This window comes from Streptomyces griseomycini, from assembly GCF_014203535.1.
Taxonomy (GTDB): domain Bacteria; phylum Actinomycetota; class Actinomycetes; order Streptomycetales; family Streptomycetaceae; genus Streptomyces; species Streptomyces griseomycini.
Genome location: NZ_JACHJI010000003.1, coordinates 43214 through 62883, shown reverse-complemented (window position 1 = coordinate 62883; position 19670 = coordinate 43214). Strand labels below are relative to the sequence as shown.

12 protein-coding genes, 4 tRNA genes and 1 other RNA gene are annotated in these 19670 nt (G+C 73.7%); 8 read left to right on the top strand and 9 right to left on the bottom strand.

Annotated features, from left to right (window positions below; genetic code table 11):
• The first annotated feature begins 223 nt into the window (after positions 1–223).
• Both FHS37_RS40745 and FHS37_RS09140 read left to right on the top strand, forming a co-directional pair.
• Complete coding sequence (locus tag FHS37_RS40745; RefSeq protein WP_184818948.1) at positions 224–4354, top strand: CHAT domain-containing protein; 4131 nt, start codon at positions 224–226, stop codon at positions 4352–4354.
• A complete protein-coding gene (locus FHS37_RS09140; RefSeq protein WP_184818946.1) occupies positions 4351–5094 on the top strand; it encodes a hypothetical protein in 744 nt (247 codons plus the stop codon). The genes FHS37_RS40745 and FHS37_RS09140 overlap by 4 nt, the downstream gene beginning before the upstream one ends.
• Positions 5095–5584: 490 nt before the next feature.
• On the opposite strand, the gene FHS37_RS09135 is transcribed toward FHS37_RS09140, so the two are convergent.
• Both FHS37_RS09135 and FHS37_RS09130 read right to left on the bottom strand, forming a co-directional pair.
• On the bottom strand, positions 5585–5764 hold the full coding sequence (locus FHS37_RS09135; protein WP_184818944.1) for a hypothetical protein: 180 nt from the start codon (positions 5762–5764) through the stop codon (positions 5585–5587).
• A 490-nt stretch (positions 5765–6254) separates the two neighbouring features.
• Positions 6255–6342, bottom strand: a tRNA-Ser gene (locus tag FHS37_RS09130).
• Positions 6343–6414: 72 nt separating this feature from the next.
• Here FHS37_RS09130 and ffs point away from each other — a divergent pair.
• The 6 genes from ffs to FHS37_RS09100 all read left to right on the top strand — a co-directional run bounded on the left by ffs (position 6415) and on the right by FHS37_RS09100 (position 15273).
• Positions 6415–6513: signal recognition particle sRNA small type (ffs, locus tag FHS37_RS09125), an RNA gene on the top strand.
• Positions 6514–6583: 70 nt separating this feature from the next.
• Entirely contained in the window at positions 6584–8917 is a 2334-nt protein-coding gene (locus tag FHS37_RS09120) for a DNA polymerase III subunit gamma and tau (protein WP_184818942.1), read from the top strand.
• Between the two features lie 131 nt (positions 8918–9048).
• Complete coding sequence (purD, locus tag FHS37_RS09115; RefSeq protein WP_184818940.1) at positions 9049–10353, top strand: phosphoribosylamine--glycine ligase; 1305 nt, start codon at positions 9049–9051, stop codon at positions 10351–10353.
• A 300-nt stretch (positions 10354–10653) separates the two neighbouring features.
• On the top strand, positions 10654–12534 hold the full coding sequence (locus tag FHS37_RS09110; protein ID WP_184818938.1) for a hypothetical protein: 1881 nt from the start codon (positions 10654–10656) through the stop codon (positions 12532–12534).
• A gap of 242 nt (positions 12535–12776) precedes the next feature.
• Positions 12777–14282, top strand: a complete 1506-nt coding sequence (locus FHS37_RS09105; protein ID WP_184818936.1) for a N,N-dimethylformamidase beta subunit family domain-containing protein — start codon at positions 12777–12779, stop codon at positions 14280–14282.
• 91 nt (positions 14283–14373) lie between these two features.
• Complete coding sequence (locus tag FHS37_RS09100; RefSeq protein ID WP_184818935.1) at positions 14374–15273, top strand: phosphoribosylaminoimidazolesuccinocarboxamide synthase; 900 nt, start codon at positions 14374–14376, stop codon at positions 15271–15273.
• A 92-nt stretch (positions 15274–15365) separates the two neighbouring features.
• On the opposite strand, the gene FHS37_RS09095 is transcribed toward FHS37_RS09100, so the two are convergent.
• The 7 genes from FHS37_RS09095 to FHS37_RS09065 all read right to left on the bottom strand — a co-directional run bounded on the left by FHS37_RS09095 (position 15366) and on the right by FHS37_RS09065 (position 19564).
• Positions 15366–15438, bottom strand: a tRNA-Gly gene (locus FHS37_RS09095).
• Between the two features lie 23 nt (positions 15439–15461).
• Positions 15462–16082 carry a response regulator transcription factor gene (locus tag FHS37_RS09090; RefSeq protein WP_184818933.1) on the bottom strand — a complete coding sequence of 207 codons (621 nt, stop codon included), beginning with the start codon at positions 16080–16082 and terminating at the stop codon, positions 15462–15464.
• A 9-nt stretch (positions 16083–16091) separates the two neighbouring features.
• Complete coding sequence (locus tag FHS37_RS09085) at positions 16092–17363, bottom strand: sensor histidine kinase (protein ID WP_184818931.1); 1272 nt, start codon at positions 17361–17363, stop codon at positions 16092–16094.
• Positions 17364–17391: 28 nt separating this feature from the next.
• Positions 17392–18207 (bottom strand): ABC transporter permease, encoded by an 816-nt coding sequence (locus FHS37_RS09080; protein ID WP_184818929.1) that lies wholly within the window; start codon positions 18205–18207, stop codon positions 17392–17394.
• Positions 18204–19160, bottom strand: a complete 957-nt coding sequence (locus FHS37_RS09075; protein WP_184818927.1) for an ABC transporter ATP-binding protein — start codon at positions 19158–19160, stop codon at positions 18204–18206. The genes FHS37_RS09080 and FHS37_RS09075 overlap by 4 nt, the downstream gene beginning before the upstream one ends.
• Before the next feature lie 141 nt (positions 19161–19301).
• A tRNA-Gly gene (locus FHS37_RS09070) sits at positions 19302–19374 on the bottom strand.
• Positions 19375–19492: 118 nt separating this feature from the next.
• Positions 19493–19564, bottom strand: a tRNA-Gly gene (locus tag FHS37_RS09065).
• Positions 19565–19670 lie beyond the last annotated feature (106 nt).

Sequence of the window (19670 nt, the reverse complement as noted above, 5' to 3'; positions counted from 1 at the left end):
GGATCCGCGGCTCGACCGCGTCGACGATCGCGCCCTTCGGCGCCCGCCGCCACCGGTCCGCCTTCCGGCCGTCGACGGGTCGGAGGAGATCGACTCGGGTGCCGGTCCGACGTCCCGCGTCAGGCCCTCCGTCCTCGGCGGGGCCTCCGTGTGGATCGACGGTGCGTCCGATCCGCCTGTGTCACCCTCGCTACGATGAGTCGTCTGACGGATCGGGGGAACCGTGGAGGATGCGCGCCTCAGTGAACTGATCGCCCGCGTGAGGAAGTTCACCGGAACCGGCGACCCGCGGTGGGTGCTCGGCGACGATGCCCTGGCCCTCGCGGTGGAGCTCTTCGACCCGCTCGGTGGGCATCCCGAGGAGGCCGGTCCCGACGTCCTGCACGCCCTTGCCCGGTTCTACCGGGCTCGTTCCGCGGCGCACACGGACGACGCCCGTGCGGCCGGGGACCGCGAGACAGCCATGAGGGCGTACGGCCTGCTCTTCCTGGTCGATCGCCGGCGCGTGCCGCGTTCGCTGTGGCCCCTGCTCGTGAAAGAGACCGGGTACGACCCGTGGAGCGACCCGCTGGAGCACGCGGCGGATCTGATCGCCGACGGGGAGGAAAGAGGCGACGCCGCCGCCCTCGACCAGGCCGTCGGTCTGATCAGGGGCGTTGCTGACAGCTCTGACACCACGTACCGGGACGTCCTGCACGCCCTCGCGCTCCAACAGCGAGCGGCTCTCCCCGGCCGTCCCCCGGCGGAACGGAACGCCGACGCCGACGCAGCGGTGGAGTTGCTGGCGCGGACCGCCGCGCATCCGGAGCCGTCGGCCCGGGGGCGCGCGAAGCGCCTGACGGCCTACGCCGATGCCCTCGTACGGCGCTTCGAGGTCGCGGGGGACGAAGGAGATCTCGTTCAGGCCGAGAGGACGTACCGGCAGGCTCTCGTGGACGCCGCCGGGGACACCTCCGTGTACGCGAGTGCAGCAGGCAAACTCGGTGCGGCACTCGGCCGTCGCGCGGATGCGCGGGCGAAGGCGGCGGGGGACGAGGACGGTGTCATGGCCGTGCTCCGCGAGGCGGTGGGGTGGCTGCGTGAGGCGGTCGACCTGACGGACGGGGCCGGGGGCGAGGTTCACCTGGCCAACCTGAGCACCGTGATGAGCGCTCTCCTCGAGTGCACTTCGCGTGCCAGGAGGGCCGGCAGGGCCGACGGGGACGCGCAGCCCGGCGGCCCCGTCGCAGCCGGAGGCGGCGCAGCGCCCGGTCCGGACGATCCCGAGGTCCGTCGACAGGCGCGCGCTCTGGGCGGTCTCGCCTCACAGCTCACGGCACGGGTCGTGACCGAGGACGAAGCCGTACGCCGGGTGCGGGACCAGTCCCTCGTGCTCTCCGAGGCCGCCCTGCTGACCGTGGTGGGAAAGGCCTTACGCCACGTAGCGGACGGCCGCCCGCGCGACGCTGTGCCGGCGCTGACCCTCGCGCTGGAGGCCGCGCGCCCCCGTTGGGCCGCCAGGCCGGGAACGCCCTGGTGGCGGGCGGCCGACGCCTACGTCGAGGCAGGACGGCTCGCACTGGTCGACATGGCCGACGGACTGCTCTTCCGGCGCGCCTGCGCCGTGGCGGACGAACAGATCGCCGTGCTGCGCGACAGCGGCCGGGCCGAGGACGTCGCCGAACTGGCGGAGACACTGTTCGTCGCGGGACTGCTGCGCCTCAGCCCGTATGTGGGGAACACGTCAGGGCTGACCTTCGAGTCGGCCCACGACCTGTGGCGCGACCGCCGGGCTCGGCACCGCTCGGTCCACCCCGACGATTCCGCCGCACCGGATACCGCGGAGATGCCTCCGCCTGCGGTCGCCGTCGAGGAGGCGATCCTGTTTCTGCGCGAGGCCGTTGCCCTGTCGCGGGGGCACCGGCGTGGTCGTGTTCTCAAAGCGCTGGCCGAGGCCCTGTCCGTGCTGGCCGGTCTCCGGCAGGAATCGCACGACGAGGAGATCCGGGCGGCCGTCCGTGAGGCGTTCGACGTGCTGGACCCGGTCGCGGACCCCCTCACCCATCTGTACCTGCTGAGAGTGTTGTGTCGCCTGGGCGAGCTCTCGCTGCCCGCCGACCTCCAGGACGTGCTGCCCCTGCCGCTGGCCGACGTCCGGGACCGGCAGGGAACGCGGGAGGCGGCGAGCATCTTCGCGGAGGCACTCACGCTCGCCGAAGAGGCCGGCCGGCCCGACCTGGAGCTGCGGCTGATCGAGAGCGCCGACCACGAACTGCCGGACCTGCCGGGGGACTCCTACCGCCGGCGCCGCTGGACCAGCGAGGTGCACTGCCTGACGGACAACCGCCTGCGCTGCTCCCCGGAACCACTTCCGGTTCCGGTGGAGAAGACCGCGGGACACCTCCGCACCGTCGCCGACCGGGACGGCTGGTCCGCCGAGCAGCGCGCGGCGACCTTCATCCATCTCGCGGCGCACGCCCACGAGAACGGCGAGGAGCAGATCGGCCGCACTCTCGTGGCCCAGGCGTGGGAGCTGGCTCCGGAGCTGTGCGGGCGGCACCAGCCGGCGCTCGACTATCTCGGCGGCACGCTGGCGTACAAGGCCGGACTGCGCATGTCGGCGGCGGAACAACATGTCCCCGCCGCCCACCACTTCGCCGACGCGCTCGCCGCCTACGCCATGTGCGGCCAGACCGACATGGCACTGAACAGCCTCGATGCCGCGCTGCAGGATGTGCTCGCAGCCGACGAGAGCAGCGCCGCGGAGGCCGCGGCGGCACTGATCCCGGCCGCCGTCCGGCTGCGCGGCGGCATCGACGAGGTCGTCGGCTGGAAGCTGCGGGACCTGTACCAGCAACTGGCCACCACGGTGTCCGGCCCCCTCATCCCGTACGCCCTGATGCTGACCCTGCATCAAGCCGCCAAGGGATGCGACTTCACGGTCGTCACCGGACGTCCCGGCCCGTTCACCCCCTCCGCACCCCTCGCGCGGCTGCTGGCCCGTGTCAGGGCGGACGAGTCGCGGCTGCCCGGACCACCGGGCGAGCCCGAACTGCCGGCCCCTGTCGAGGCGATGCTCTTCTACGTGGGCACCGGTGAGTCGGAGCCCGGCAGCGACATCGGGACGAAGCACCGCAACACGCAGCGCGCCGCGGACCGGTGGATCAGCCGGGAACTCCTCGCCTCCGCCTCTGCGGGCGGCATTCCGATGATGTTCCCCGACGAGTTGCAGGCGCTGCTGACCGAGGACACGGTGCTGCTCTCGCTGTATCTGGGCCACACCCGCCGGGACGGCACCGAAGGGCCGGTGACCTCGCTGTCCGGCATGGCGGTGACTCGCGAGGACATGGCGCACCACACCATGCTCCTGCCCGACTTCGAAGCCGGACTCATCCGCTTCACGCGCGCCGGACACCGTCTCTCCGCCCACCCGCTGGCCTTTCACGTCGCCGACCTGCGGCAGGCCGTCGTCGCGGACCCGCTGCACCGGCCGGTGAGCCGTGACGCGGAAAGACAGCTCAAGGGCGACAGCGTCCGCTACCTGGCGGGCTTCACCGAGTCACTGGACAGCTGGCGGGCTCGGGGAAAGCGGCACCTGTGCATCTGGCCCAACGGCCCGCTGCACTACCTCCCGTACCACCTGCTGGAGGTCGACGGCCGTTCCCTCGCCGATGACTGGACCGTCACCCAGGTGCCCAGCCTGGGCTTCCTGCGGACACCGGCGCCCGGCGCGCACCGTCCGCCCTCGCGCAATCTGGTGGCCTTCGCGTCCGCGGCCGGCGGAGTCCCGCACGGCCTTGTCGCTCAGAACTCCCTGGAAACGCACGCCACCCAGGTCGCCACGGCGATGGGGGGTCACGCGGTGCTGGGAGCCGCGGCGACCCCACGGCGACTGCTCGGCGAACTCGCCGACGCGCGGTATGCCCATGTGGCCGCGCACGGCGCGCACAACAGCTGGGCACCGTGGTACCAGTGTCTGTTCCTGTCACCGGACGCGGACAACGACGGCCGTGTCTTCGCCCATGACGTCCTTCAAGCCGACCTGCGGGGCGTCGAACTCGTCACGATGAGTTCCTGCGAATCCGCCCTGGGCCGGTTCGACGCCAATGACAACCTGCGCGGTCTGCCCGCCGCCTTCCTGGCCGCCGGCGCCTCGGCCGTCATCGGATGCCTGTGGCCGGTCCACCCACAGGTGGCCACGGAGTTCTTCGGGACGCTCTACGGGTTCCTTGCACGGAGCCCGGACCGGCGGGCCGCTTTCCGCGCCGCGCAGTCGGCCGTCCGCGCCCGCCACCCGGCCCTCCGGGACTGGGGCTCGTTCTGCTTCATCGGCGACTGGCGCCATCCGGACACGAACCACGGAGCTGCCTTGTGACCCATCTGGAACTGCCCCTGACACCGCTGCACGAGATCGACCTGGTGGAGGTGCCCCGGCTGCAGTCGCCCGCCCCGCGGCAGCGCATCGAGGGGCGGGTGTCGCTCAGCACCGCCGTCGTCCACCCGCTGACGCCGGAGGAGGCGGCTGGAGACGAAACGGAGTGGCTCGGCTTCCTGACCGCCGAGGCGCCGCACAGCGACTACCTCCTCCTCAGCCTCACGTGCGCCTTCCGCCCGCCGGCGAACGGCGATCCCTTCGCCGACGCCTCCGTCGGCGTGCTTCTGGAATCCCCGGGGGAGCCTGCGGACCGACAGCCGATCGCGTGGTCGATCTCCCCCAAGAAGCGCTCCCACCCGGTGGAGCGTTCCACCACCATCGGACTGAGCGCCAAGCTCGCGATCGTCGAGTCCACGCTCGAAGTCACTCCGGCGCAGGGCCGGGAGGAACTCTTCGTCGTCGGCATGGGCGAAAGGGACAGTGACCCGGAGTGGAGGGTCAAGGCGACCAGCCGGCACCCCCTGATCGGCGACGAGACCTTCACCGTGATCGTCAAGGCCGCCGCCGGCGCGCCCGCCCAGGCCCACCTGACGGTGGCGGCCACCGTCCAGCACCGCCGCTTCGGCCTGATCCCCTACCGCGCAGACCTCCCCGCCACCTTGCGAACCATCGACCTGCGCCGCCGGTCCGACTCGCAGGACGGAGGCACGGCGGCTGCCTCGCGCACGGGCGGCACCTGAGGCCGAGCGCGATCAGCGCCTCACACCGGTCCGGACGACAACGAACCGCGGGCTGCTGCCCCGGGGTTTCCTGGAGCGGGTGACGGGAGCCGAACTCGCGCCCTCGGTCCGGGAAGCTCAGGTCATCCGGGGCCTGCTCTGAGGCCGGCCTGCGGCTGAGCGGTGTCGGCGCGTGGTGCGAGGCCGGCCGGTTCCCCGGTCGATCGGGCACGGCTGGGGCACGGACACCTTGGCCGGCGCGTGCCGTACGAAGCAGCCCCCACCGCACCGAGAGCACGGTCCTCATGGACCCGGCGACCGAGCTGTGCGGACTGATCAAGTCTCTGTCACGCGAGGACGGGGTCCTCGGCCGCGCGTTCACCGTGTCCGACGGATCCGTCCCTGAGACGTGCCGAGCCGAAAGCCCCGACCCACCACGGGCCGGGGCTTTCGGCTGCCCGGACGAGCGGATGTGGGGCCTACAGGATCGAAAGCTGTGTCCCTGCGGCTGTCAGCGGGTGACGGCCACGAGCACGGCCATCAGCGCCACCATCGCCGCAACGCTGCTCACCGCGGTTTGGACCGGCGCCGTCAGCGTGGGACGCGAGAACACCAGCACACCGAGCGCCGAGGCCAGGAGCAGCGTCAGAACGGCGACCACTACGACGAGCACGAGCACGATCAGGGTCATCAGGAAACATCCTTCGGGTAGGCGTGCGACCCGCACGCACGAAGCGGAGCGCATGTGCTCCACCTCTTCCGTGGACTGCGGGGGTCCCCGACAGCACGGCGAGAATGAACGATGTGGGGGTTAGCGCCGCAACCCCTGCCTGAGCTGCATCTTTGTTCTTCAGCCGCACCGATCCGCAGGGCCTTGCACCCTCGGACGGTTAGGTGCGCAACCCTCGGGTCGACGTCCTTCCGCATCCGAATGCGGCGTGCCTGCGCGTTGGCCGGCCATGCTCCAGCCCTTGTTGGTAACAGGCGGACGTGATCGAACTCGCTGGGCGCGGGAGAGACCGCTCTGCGTGCGCCGAGGTCGTCAGAGGTGACCGTCAGCAGGAGCCGGGGAGCTCCTGGACGCGAGCTCAGCACCTGTTCCGGGACCAACTGAGGCGGACAACGTCGAAGGGCCCCACCGCGAACGGTGGGGCCCTTCGACAACGTGCCCGGTGAGGCACTGGCGGAGGATACGAGATTCGAACTCGTGAGGGGTTGCCCCCAACACGCTTTCCAAGCGTGCGCCCTAGGCCTCTAGGCGAATCCTCCGCCGGAAACATTACATGACCGAGAGGAGTGCTCGCGAACTCGTTCCCTCCCCTCCGTATGAGGTAGCCTCTCCGTAGCCCCTCACGCGGCGCTATCTGACTGAACTCCCCCAGGGCCGGAAGGCAGCAAGGGTAGGTCGGCTCTGGCGGGTGCGTGGGGGGCGCTTGCGTTCCCGCCCCGCCCGCGCGCGGGGCTCCGCGGGCGGGACCGACTGTCGGTGGGCGCCTATAACCTCGTAGGCGTGTCGTCTCTCGCGCTGTACCGCCGCTATCGCCCGGAGTCGTTCGCCGAGGTCATCGGGCAGGAGCATGTCACCGACCCGTTGCAGCAGGCGCTGCGGAACAACCGGGTCAATCACGCGTACCTGTTCAGCGGCCCGCGCGGATGCGGCAAGACGACCAGCGCGCGGATCCTCGCCCGCTGCCTGAACTGCGAGAAGGGCCCCACGCCGACGCCGTGCGGCGAGTGCCAGTCCTGCCAGGACCTCGCGCGCAACGGCCCCGGTTCGATCGACGTCATCGAGATCGACGCCGCTTCCCACGGTGGTGTGGACGACGCCCGTGACCTGCGCGAGAAGGCGTTCTTTGGACCCGCCCGCAGCCGTTACAAGATCTACATCATCGACGAGGCCCACATGGTCACGTCGGCCGGTTTCAACGCGCTGCTCAAGGTCGTCGAGGAGCCCCCGGAGCACCTGAAGTTCATCTTCGCCACCACCGAGCCCGAGAAGGTCATCGGGACGATCCGGTCGCGGACCCACCACTACCCGTTCCGGCTCGTCCCGCCCGGCACCCTGCGGGACTACCTCGGTGAGGTGTGCCACAAGGAGGACATCCCCGTCGAGGAGGGCGTGCTGCCGCTCGTCGTGCGGGCCGGCGCCGGGTCCGTGCGTGACTCGATGTCCGTCATGGACCAGCTGCTCGCCGGCGCCGGGGAGGAGGGCGTGACGTACGCCATGGCCACCTCCCTGCTCGGGTACACGGACGGCTCGCTGCTCGACTCCGTGGTGGAGGCCTTCGCGACCGGTGACGGGGCCGCCGCCTTCGAGGTCGTCGACCGGGTGATCGAGGGGGGCAACGACCCGCGGCGGTTCGTCGCCGACCTGCTGGAGCGGCTGCGGGACCTGGTGATCCTCGCCGCCGTCCCGGACGCCGCCGAGAAGGGGCTCATCGACGCCCCCGCCGACGTCATCGAGCGGATGCAGGCCCAGGCCGGCACCTTCGGCGCCGCCGAGCTCAGCCGCGCCGCCGACCTCGTCAACGAGGGGCTCACCGAGATGCGCGGCGCCACCTCGCCCCGCCTCCAGCTCGAGCTGATCTGCGCCCGCGTGCTGCTCCCCGCCGCCTACGGCGACGAGCGCTCGGTCATGGCCCGGCTGGACCGGATCGAGCGCGGCGCGAACTTCTCGGCGGGCGGCGGCGCGGGCATGCCCGCCATGGGGTACGTGCCCGGACCGGACGTCCACGGGGGAGCGGCGGCCGGTCCGGCGCAGGGCCACGCCCCGGTTCCGCCGGGAGGCGGTCCCGCCGCCGCCCGGGCCGCGGTGCGGACTCCGGGGGGCGGACCCGGTGGCGCGCCCGCCCCGGCCCCGGCCGCGGCTTCCGCCCCGTCCGCTCCCGCCCCGTCCGCTCCCGCTCCCGTGCCCGCTCCGGCTCCGGCGCAGGCTCCGCCCCCGGCGGCCGCGCCGAGCGCCCCCGCGCCACCCGCCCCCGGCGCCTGGCCCACCGCCGCCTCCGCCGGCAGCGGCGGCCGTCGGCCCGGCGGCTGGCCCACGGCCGCCCCGGCGGGCGGCGGGCCGTCCCCGGCCGCGCCGGGCGCCCCCGCGCCCCAGACGGCTTCCGCGCCCGCGCCGTCCGCGCCCGCGCCGTCCGCGCCCGCGCCGTCCGCGCCCGCGCCGTCCGCGCCCGCGCCGTCCGCGCCCGCGCCGTCCGCGCCCGCGCCCTCGGGCGGCGGTGGCCTCGACCCCCGCATGCTCTGGCCGAACATCCTGGAAGCGGTCAAGAACCGCCGCCGCTTCACCTGGATCCTGCTCAGCCAGAACGCCCAGGTGACCGCGTTCGACGGCACGACCCTCCAGCTCGGCTTCGTGAACGCCGGCGCGCGGGACAACTTCCTCAGCAGCGGCAGCGAGGACGTCCTGCGTCAGGCGCTGGCCGAGCAGTTCAACGTCCAGTGGAAGATCGAGGCGATCGTCGACCCGTCCGGCGGCGGTGCGGTGGCACCCGCCCCGGCCGGCCCTCCCGGCGGCCGTCACGGCGGCGGGTACGGCGGCACCGGAGCCGGAGCCGGTCAGCGCCCGGCCCCCGCCACCGCCCAGCCGCCGGCGCGGTCCGCGCCGTCCTCCCCGTCCGGTTCCGCGTCGGCGCCCGGCGCCCCGGCGGCACCCGCGTCCGCGCCCGGCCCGGCCGCCCCGGCACCCCGGCCGTCCGCCCCGGAGCCGCCGCCTCCCGTCTCCCCCGAGGACGACATCCCCGAGGACGACGACCCCGACCTGGACGAATCCGCCCTCTCCGGGCAGGAACTGCTCGTCCGGGAGCTCGGCGCGACGGTGGTCGAGGAGATCGCCAACGAGTAGGGCCGCCCCGCGTCCCGCCGCGACCGCCGCCCCTGCGTGCCGCATCCCTGGAGGAACGCACGAAGCCCCGCCGTCCACCCCTTCGGAAGCCCGCACAAAGCGAATCCGCCGCCTCCCGTTAGGCTGACCCCGTGAAGGTCCTCGTCATCGGAAGCGGCGCCCGCGAACACGCCCTGTGCCGCTCCCTGTCCCTCGACCCCGACGTCACCGCGCTGCACTGCGCCCCCGGCAACGCCGGCATCGCCGAGGTCGCCGAGTTGCACCAGGTCGACGCCCTCGACGGCGCGGCCGTGTCCGCGCTGGCCACACGGCTGGGCGCGGACCTCGTGGTGGTCGGCCCGGAGGCCCCCCTCGTCGCCGGTGTCGCCGACGCCGTGCGCGACGCGGGCATCGCGGTCTTCGGCCCCTCCGGGGAGGCCGCGCGGCTCGAGGGCTCCAAGGCCTTCGCGAAGGACGTCATGGCGGAGGCGGGCGTGCCCACGGCCCGGTCGTACGTCTGCACGACGCCCGAGGAGGTCGACGCGGCCCTCGACGCGTTCGGCGCCCCGTACGTCGTCAAGGACGACGGGCTCGCCGCCGGCAAGGGCGTCGTCGTCACCGACGACGTCGAGGCGGCCCGGGCGCACGCCGGTGCCTGCCTGGGGGTACCTCCCGCGCCCTCGGGCCAGCGGGGGAGGGTGGTGATCGAGGAGTACCTCGACGGTCCCGAGGTCTCCCTCTTCGCGATCACCGACGGCGAGACGGTCCTGCCCCTCCAGCCCGCCCAGGACTTCAAGCGCGCGCTGGACGGCGACGAGGGCCCGAACACCGGCGGCATGGGGGCGTACTCCCCGCTGCCGTGGGCCGACCCGAAGCTGGTCGACGAGGTCGTGCAGACGGTCCTCCAGCCGACGGTCGACGAGATGCGGCGCCGCGGCACCCCGTTCTCCGGCCTGCTCTACGCCGGTCTCGCGATCACCTCGCGCGGTGTCCGCGTGATCGAGTTCAACGCCCGCTTCGGCGACCCCGAGACCCAGGTGGTCCTGGCCCGCCTGAAGACGCCGCTGGCCGGCGTGCTGATGGCCGCCGCCACCGGGAACCTCGCCCACCTGGAGCCGCTGCGCTGGAGCGAGGAGGCCGCGGTCACCGTGGTCGTCGCCTCGCACAACTACCCGGGCACCCCGCGCACCGGCGACCCGATCACCGGTCTCGACGAGGTCGCCGCACAGGACGCGCCGCACGCGTACGTGCTGCACGCCGGGACGAGGAACGAGGGCGGCGCGGTCGTCAGCGCGGGCGGCCGCGTGCTGTCCGTCACGGCGACCGGCGAGGACCTCACCGAGGCCCGCGAGCGCGCCTACCGCTCGGTGGCCCGCATCCGCCTCGACGGCTCCCAGCACCGCACGGACATCGCGGCGAAGGCGGCGCGGACGGCCCGGGAGGCCCAGGACGCGTGACCTCGGCGGGCGCCGTGTCCGGCCCGCCGCCCGGCGCCGATGAACCCCGCAGGCCCCGGATCCGTCTCAGGATCCGGGGCCTGACCTTTGCCGTCGGTCATCCACCTTTCCCCAAAGCCATTCCATCGAGTGAGCGATGAGCCATCCGGCTGACGGGGGCCGGGGCCCCAACTAGGGTGCCGCGCAAGCGTTCCGGCACTTGGCCCACCGGCATTGCGATGTCGGAGGCGGGTGCCACAGTGGGGGAGTGAGCAACGCCAGGACAGCGACAGGACCGCCGGGAGGGGGTGGGGTCGGGCCATGAGCGGAAGCGGAACGGGAGTGGAGGCGGGCGCGCAGGCCGCGCGGTCACGGGCGCTCGCGGTGCTGCGCCTCCGCAGCCGGGCGCTGGCCGGTGCCGTGCTGCCGGCCGCCGGTGCCGTGATCCTGCTCGTCGGCGGTCCCACCGGCCATCTCCCGGGCACCGGCTGGGACCTCGCCCGCTGGGTCCTCACCCCGGTCGCGGTGCTCGTCCTGCTCGCCGCCGCCGGTGTCGCCCTGGTCGTCGCCCGGGCCCGGCCCGCGATGAGTCCGACGGTGGAGATCACCGAGGAGGTGGCCCCGGACCTGTACCGGATGGTGCGCGACCTCGCCGACCGCCTCGACGTCCCCGCACCGTCCGCGATAGCGCTCACCCCGGACTGCGACAGCTGGCTGGAGGACCGCACCCATCCGGCCCACGGTCCGCCGCCCGTCGAGGAGCACGGCGACATAGCGGGTGCGGGACGGCACCCGCACCCGAGCACCGCCGCGCCCGTGCTGGTGATCGGCTCCCCGTTCCTGTGGTGGATGCGCGTGGGCGAGCTGCGCGCGGTCCTCGCCCCGGTCGTCGCCGGTACGGGACCGTCGGCGCACCCGGACATAGCGGCCGCCCGGCGTTTCGTGCGGGGCCTGGACGCGGCGGTGGCCGTGGCCTCGGCGTCCCGCCGGGGGCCGGTCTTCCGCGGGGTGCTCGCGGGCGTCGGCTGGGTCGCCCGGGCGCTGCTGCGCGGCTGCCGGGGGCACGCCGCCGAGATGGAGCGCGGGGTCGCCGCCGCCGCGGCCGAGCGCGCACAGGCCGTGGACTACGGGCTGCGCATCGTCGCCCAGGAACAGGTGGGCCTGGCGTACGCGGGCTGGGACCGGCTGCTCACCCGGGTGGCGTTGCCCGCCTGGCGGATGGGCCGCTGGCCCTCGCGGCTCAACGCCGGGGTGGTGGCGGCGCTCACCGAGCTCTCCCGCCGGGACCGGCTGGCCGAGGGCTTCACCTCCCGCCTCGGCGAGCGTCCCGCCTGCGACCTGCTCGAAGAGCCCGGCGCGGTGGACGAGGCCGCCTCCCTCCTGGCCGCCCGCCTCTTCCACGGCGGCCCCGCGGAGCCCGGTCCGGACTGGTCGCCGGTCCACTGGGCCGACTATCCGGAGGAGGTCGTGGACCGCAAGTGGCGCACCGACGCCGCCCGCCTCCACCGGGTCCTGGACGCCCTGCGCGTACGCCCCGCCGCCGACGGCGGCACCTCGGGTCCCGACGGTCCGACCCTCTCCCGCGTCCTCGACCACCTGACGGCCCCGGCCCCGACCGCCGCGCCGCCCGCCCCCACCGACCCGACCCGGCCGACGGCGCCACCCCCACGCACCGATCCCGCACCGGCCCCGGAGACCGACTCGGCTCCGGCGGGCGAACCGACCCCGGAGGACGAACCGACCCCGGAGGACGAGGACCTGGCCGGCACCACCGCCCGCAGCGCCGCCCTGGCCGCCCGGCTGAGCGCCGAGCTGGCCCGGGAGGAGGCGGCGGCCGCCCCGCGCCCCGCCCCGTCCGCCACCGCCTCCTCCGGGAGCGCCGCCTCCCCCGGCGCCCACGACCCCGTCCCCCTCTGGGACGACCGGGCCCTCCCCCTCTTCCCCCTCCAGCCCCCGCGGACCGCCCGTGAACTTCTCGCCGACCACATCACCGCGATGGTCTGCTGCGCGGCGGTGGACACGGCGGGCGCCGTCCCCGGCCTGGACTGGCTCGACGGCCCGGCCCTGCTCGTCGGCGGTGAACGGGTCGCGGACCTGTCCCCCCAGGTCCTGGCCCTGATCGAGGACGGCGACCCCACGGCCCTGCGCCTGTGGCTGGCCCGGCAGGGGATACGTCCGGAGAAGCCGGTACGGCTCGTCTGAGCGGGCGGCCGCCCGCCCACCGCCCGCCCCGCCCGGATCCCACCCTTCCGCTTTCGGTCAATTCCAGACGAACGGTGACGGAGTGCGTGCGTAATGTGATGTGCTGGGACCGTTCGCATGGCCTGGCAAGGGCGTGTGACATACGACAAGCACATAACTGGCGGCAGGCGCCACCCGTCGGACGACGGCCGAACGGCACCGCGCACCGCACCGCCACGGGGGCACGAGGGAGGGGAGCGATCATGGGTTCGGAGCGGATCCGTCGCTGGGAGTCGGGAGCACTGGCGCACGCCGTGAACGATCCCTTCGGGCAGGGCCCCCTCCCGTGGCTGCGCGGCAGCGAGACGTACTTCGGCGACACCGGCCAGGTCGTCCCCTGGTACGTGGACCCGGAGCCGCCCGCGTCCACCGCCCGCCTCCCGAGGCAGGGCGCGCCCAGGGTCCCCGCCCCGCGCTCCTCCGGCGGCCCCCGCGCCGCCGACGACGTGCACCGCCAGATCAAGGGCTTCGCCTCCGCCGGCGCCGTCGCCCCCGGCGAGTCCCTCGACTTCCACATCACCGTCGACCCGCCCCAGGAGTTCGGCGTCGACGTCTACCGCATCGGCCACTACGGCGGCGACGGCGCCACCAAGATCACGTCCAGCCCCCGCCTCTCCGGCATCGTGCAGCCCCCGCCGCTCACCGCCGACCGCACCGTCTCCTGCCACCACTGGTGGCTGTCCTGGCGGTTACCGATCCCGTCGTACTGGAGCGTCGGCGCGTACGTCGCCGTCCTCACCACGGCCGACGGCTACCGCTCGCACGTCCCGTTCACGGTCCGCGACGACCGCCCCGCCGACCTGCTCCTGGTGCTGCCCGACATCACCTGGCAGGCGTACAACCTCTACCCGGAGGACGGCCGCACCGGCGCCAGCCTGTACCACGCCTGGGACGAGGAGGGCCGCCTGCTCGGCGAGGCCGACGCCGCCACCACCGTCTCCTTCGACCGCCCGTACGCCGGCGCCGGCCTCCCGCTGCACGTCGGGCACGCCTACGACGTCATCCGCTGGGCCGAGCACTACGGCTACGACCTCGCCTACGCCGACGCCCGCGACCTGCACGCCGGCCGCGTCGACCCCACCCGCTACCGGGGGCTGGTCTTCCCGGGCCACGACGAGTACTGGTCCAAGCCCATGCGCGACGCCGTGGAACGCGCCCGCGAGCACGGCACGTCCCTGGTCTTCCTCTCCGCCAACACCCTGTACTGGCAGGTCGAGCTCGCCCCCTCCCCGTCCGGCCCCGACCGCCTGCTGACCTGCCGCAAGCGCCGGGGCCCGGGCAGGCCGGCGCTGTGGCGGGAGACCGACCGCGCCGAGCAGCAGCTGCTCGGCATCCAGTACGGCGGCCACGTCCCCGAGCCGCACCCGCTGATCGTCCGCAACGCCGACCACTGGATGTGGGAGGGGACCGGCGCGCACGAGGGCGACGCCCTCGAGGGCATGGTCGCGGGCGAGGCCGACCGCTACTTCCCGCGCACCCCGCTGCCCGAGCACGAGGAGCGCGTCCTGCTCGCCCACTCCCGGTACACCGACCGCGGGGGCGCCCGGCGCCACCAGGAGACGTCCCTCTACCGGGCCCCCTCCGGCGCCTGGGTGTTCGCCTCCGGCACCTTCGCCTGGTCCCCGGCCCTGGACCGTCCCGGCCACGTCGACCCCCGCGTCCAGCGCGCCACCGCCAACCTCCTCGACCGCATCTGCAAGAGGGACTGAACCGGACGGCGCACCCGCACCGACCCCTGGCCGAGACCGTTCGCCCCATACGGGAGAATCGAGTCATTGGACAGAACCACGGGGAGGAACCGTGTCCGGATTCGTCGAAAAGCCCGAACCGATCCAGGTCCCGGGCCTGGTGCACCTGCACACCGGAAAGGTGCGCGAGCTGTACCGGAACGAGGCGGGCGACCTCGTGATGATCGCCAGCGACCGCATCTCCGCCTACGACTGGGTGCTGCCGACCGAGATCCCCGACAAGGGCCGGATCCTCACCCAGCTCTCCCTGTGGTGGTTCGACCAGCTCGCCGACCTGCTCCCGCACCACGTCCTGAGCACCGACGTCCCGGCCGGCGCCCCGGACGACTGGGCGGGCCGCACCCTCGTCTGCAAGTCCCTGGACATGGTCCCGGTGGAGTGCGTGGCCCGCGGCTACCTCACCGGCTCGGGCCTCGCCGAGTACCAGGAGTCCCGCACGGTCTGCGGCCTCGCCCTCCCCGAGGGCCTGGTGGACGGCTCGGAGCTGCCCGCCCCGATCTTCACCCCGGCCACCAAGGCCGCCGTCGGCGAGCACGACGAGAACGTCTCCTACGAGGAGGTCGCCCGCCAGGTCGGCGCGGACACCGCGGCCCGGCTGCGCCAGGCGACCCTCGCCGCCTACTCCCGCGCCCGCGACATCGCCCGGGACCGGGGGATCATCCTCGCGGACACCAAGTTCGAGTTCGGCTTCGACGGTGACGCCCTGGTCATCGCGGACGAGGTGCTCACCCCGGACTCCTCCCGCTTCTGGCCGGCCGAGCAGTGGCAGCCGGGCCGCGCGCAGCCGTCGTACGACAAGCAGTACGTGCGGGACTGGCTGACGTCCGCCGAGTCCGGCTGGGACCGGGGCGGCGAGCAGCCCCCGCCGCCGCTGCCGCAGCGGGTCGTGGACGCGACCCGGGCCAAGTACGTGGAGGCGTACGAGCGGCTGACGGGCACCGCCTGGAGCTGAGCGCCCGCCGCGTGGCCGCACGACGGCCGCGCGGCCGTCGTACGGCGGCCACACGACGAAGGCCCCGGTCGATGACCGGGGCCTTGATCCTGAGCGGACGACGAGGCTCGAACTCGCGACCTCAACCTTGGCAAGGTTGCGCTCTACCAACTGAGCTACGTCCGCGTTGCGCCGTGGCGCGGAAGCCACTATACCCAACCTCGCTCGCGGGCGAGACGCACCGCGGCGTGCCGGTTCTCCGCGCCGAGCTTCGAGACGGCCGAGGAGAGGTAGTTGCGCACGGTCCCCTGGGACAGCGCGGCCCGCTCCGCGATCTCCGCCACGGGCGCCCCGTCCGCCGCGAGTTCCAGCACCTCGGCCTCGCGCGCGGTCAGCGGGGAGTCCCCGGCGGCGATCGCGTCGGCGGCCAACTCGGGGTCCACGTAACGGTTTCCGGCATGCACCGTGCGGATGATCTCCGCGAGGCGCTGCGCGCTGACGGTCTTGGGGACGAACCCGCGCACACCCGCCGCGAGCGCCCGCTTCAGGTGCCCCGGCCGCCCGTGACTGGTCACGATCAGCACCCGGCAGCCGGGCAGTTCGGCCCGCAGGGACGTGGCGACCTTCACACCGTCCGCGCCGGGCATCTGCAGGTCCAGGACGGCGACGTCGGGCGTGTGCGCCCGCGCCATCGCCAGTGCCTCCGGCCCGGTCGCGGCCTCGGCGACGACCACCAGGTCGTCCTCCAGCGACAGCAGCGTGGCGAGCGCCCCCCGGATCAGGTGCTCGTCGTCGGCCAGCAGCAGCCGCACGGGCGGGGGTGTCGTCATGGTGTGACCTCACTCACGGGAACTCACGGGAAGGGGGGCGGGCGCGGTCGTGAGCGCGGCGGGAGGGGCCTCGCCGGAGTGCGACGGCAGCGGGACCTCGGCGGTCAGCAGGAACCGCCCGTCCCCGGTGGGCCCGGCCCGCAGCGTCCCCCCGATCTCCGCCAGCCGCTCGCGCAGCCCGACGAGCCCGGCCCCCCGGCCCGGACCACCGGTCTGCGGCACCCCGTCGTTCTCCACCGTCAGCACCACACGCCCCTCACGCATCCGCAGTCCCACCGTGCACCGCTGTGCGTCCCCGTGCCGCAGGACGTTCGTGGCCGCCTCGCGCACCACCCACCCGAGCGCGGACTGCACCGGCGCGGGCAGCCCGGCCACGGGGCCGGTGACGGTGCAGTCGATGCCGGCGGCGGTCAGCACGCCCTGCGCGCCCGCGAGCTCGCCGGCGAGGTCGGCCTCGCGGTAGCCGCGCACCACCTCGCGCACCTCCCGCTGCGCCTCGTGCGCCAACCGCTGCACCTCGACCATCTGCGTCACGGCCTCCGGCCGTTCCCGCTGGGCGAGTTGGACGGCCAGCTCGCTCTTCAGCGCGATCACGGCGAGGTTGCGCCCCATCACGTCGTGCAGGTCCCGTCCGAACCTGAGCCGTTCCTCGGCGACGGCGAGCTGGGCGCGGGTCTCGCGGGCCTCGTCCAGCTCGTAGAAGGCGTTGAGCAGCCAGACGGAGAAGAGGGAGAGGAAGGCGAAGAACCCGCTGCCGGCCAGGACGAACAGGGCGGTGACCAGGGCGACGGGCCAGGGCAGGCCGAGGGGGACCGCGATCGCTCCCGCGCCCGCCGCGAAGCCCGCCACGGTGGCGAACACCCGGCGCCGGCCGCGGACGCCGAGCACGGCCGCGCCGACGCCGAAGATCACCACGATCGAGAAGACCCCGCCGGCCGCGCCGTCGGCGTCCTCGCCGGACGGTCCGTGCTCGGCGACGACGAGCGAGGCGACGGCCACCGCAGCGGTGGTGGCGCCGAGCGTCCACAGCGTCCGGACGGGCTGCTCGCGCCGTCCGCGCAGCCAGTCCAGGGCGCGTGAGGCGGTCACGCCGCAGACCACGCTGTGCACCGCCGTCATGAGCAGCAGCAGGGCCGCCAGCCGCGGCCCCACCTGTCCGATCACCGGCCCGCCGGCCACCAGGAGCTCGACCAGCGCGAGTGAGTGGAACGACCACCGCGTGTACGTCTCGACCTTCGCGGGCGTGCTCTTGCGCCCCCACCAGCCACCCGGTCTGCCCATGTCCCCGAGCCCCCTGCCCTTCCCTGCGTCAGCGCCTCGGCTCCCAGCGGAACCACCGCTGCACGGCGTACACCGACAGCAGGGTCCAGGCCACCGCCGTCGCCACGGCCCCCAGCGTCTCACCCGCCGACAGGTCGCCGGTGAAGCCACCGCGCACCAGGGTCATGACGGGGGTGAGCGGCAGCAGTTCGCAGAAGGAGGCGAGCCGGTCGGGGAGGACCTCCAGGGGGATCATCATCCCGGAGCCCAGCATGGAGACCAGCAGCAGCGGCATCGAGGTGACCTGGGCGCTCTCGGTGGTCCGGGTGAAGCTCGCGGTGACGGCGGCGAGCGCCGTGCACATCACCAGCCCCAGCAGCAGCCCCAGCACCGCCAGGTGGACCGCCGACGGAGCCGCCATGTCCAGCAGCACCACGCAGCCGACGGCCAGCAGCAGCGACTGCACGAGTCCGGTCACGGCGGCCGGCAGAGCCGAGCCGGCCAGGATCTCGGCGTCCCTCAACTCACCGGTACGCAGCCGCTTGAGGACGAGTTCCTCGCGCCGGGCGACGAAGACGCCGATGAGCGACGCGTAGACGGCGAACAGCAGCGAGAAGCCGACCGCGGACGGCAGGACCACCGCGCCGATGGTGAGCCCGGCCTCGTCGAGGTCCATCTCCCCGGCCGCCGAGCGCACGCTGACCGGCAGCACCAGCGGCACGAACAGCGCGGCGAAGAGGGTGCCCCGGCTCCGCCCCAGCAGCGTCATCTCGGCCCGGGCGAGGGCCCCCATGCGGCCCAGGGGCGTCGTGGCCGCCGTGCCCGTGCCGCGCGTCCCCTCCGACGTGGTGACCGTCCCGCTCATGCCGCGTACTCCCGTCCCTCGGCGGCGGACGCCTCCCGGGCGATGCCCAGGAACGCCTCCTCCAGCGACGCGGACCGTACGTCCAGTCCGCGCAGTTCCACTCCGGCCGTCTCGGCCCACACCAGCAGCCTCGTGGCCGCGCGCTGCAGCTCACGGGTCCGCAGCCGGACCAGCCGTCCGTCCGTCTCGTGCTCGCACACGCCCAGTTCGTCGAGCGGCGGCAGGTCGCCGACGAAGTAGCCCGCGGGCAGTTCGAAGCTGATCCGGGACGGCTGCGCGGCCGTCACCTCGGCCGGGGTGCCGGTGGCGGCGATGCGTCCCTCGTGCAGGATCGCGAGCCGGTCGGCGAGGTTCTCGGCCTCTTCCAGGTAGTGGGTGGTCAGCAGCACCGTCGTACCGCGGTCGCGCAGCGCGCTCACCAACTCCCACGTGTCCCGGCGCCCTTCGGCGTCGAGTCCGGTGGTGGGCTCGTCCAGGAAGAGCACCTCGGGGTCGCCGAGCAGGGCGAGCGCAAGGTCCAGGCGCCGCCGTTCGCCCCCGGAGAGCTGCTTCACCCGCACGTCGGACTTCTTCTCCAGCCCGACCAGCGCCAGCACCTCCCGCGGCGGGCGCGCCCCGCTGACGCATCCGGCCCACATCCGCGCGGTCTCCGCGACGGTCAGCTCGGAGGGGAAACCACCCTCCTGGAGCATCACGCCGGTGCGGGGGCGGACGGCGGCCCGCTCGTTGTGCGGGTCGTGCCCGAGGACGCGCACCCGTCCGCCGGACGGTGCGGCGAGGCCCTCCAGCAGTTCGACCGTCGACGTCTTGCCGGCGCCGTTGGTGCCCAGCAGGGCGAAGATCTCCCCCTGGCGCACGGAGAAGTCGATCCCGCGCACCGCCTCGAACCCGTCCCCGTACACACGTCGCAGGTCGGTGACCTCTATCACGTGCTCGTGCCCGTTTGCTTGCATGATCCGATCATCGCCGCACCGCGGACCGGGCGGCAGTGCGCGCTGTCACCACCGGACATGACAAATGTCAGACGGCCGGGAGCGGACGCTCGGAGCACACACGAGAAGGCCCCGGTCCGATGGACCGGGGCCTTCCTCCCGAGCGGACGACGAGGCTCGAACTCGCGACCTCAACCTTGGCAAGGTTGCGCTCTACCAACTGAGCTACGTCCGCATCGCCCCCGACCGGCTCTCACCGATCGGTGCAAGCACCAGCCTACCTGATCCTCCCCCGAGCTCTCGACAAGCTCGAGCAGGGGGCTCCCCCACGAGTGATCCGTACGACGGTGCAGAGCGGGTGACAGGAATTGCACACTGCGCCTTCCCCCTGGAAGGGGGATGTTCTGCTACTGAACTACACCCGCATGCCTCCGCGAGCTGGGCCTTTCGGCCTCGCCCGGCGGCGTGCTCCAGACTTTAGCTGATCACCCGGGGTGTCGCGCAAGTCGGTTGTGCCGCGGGGCGGGTGAC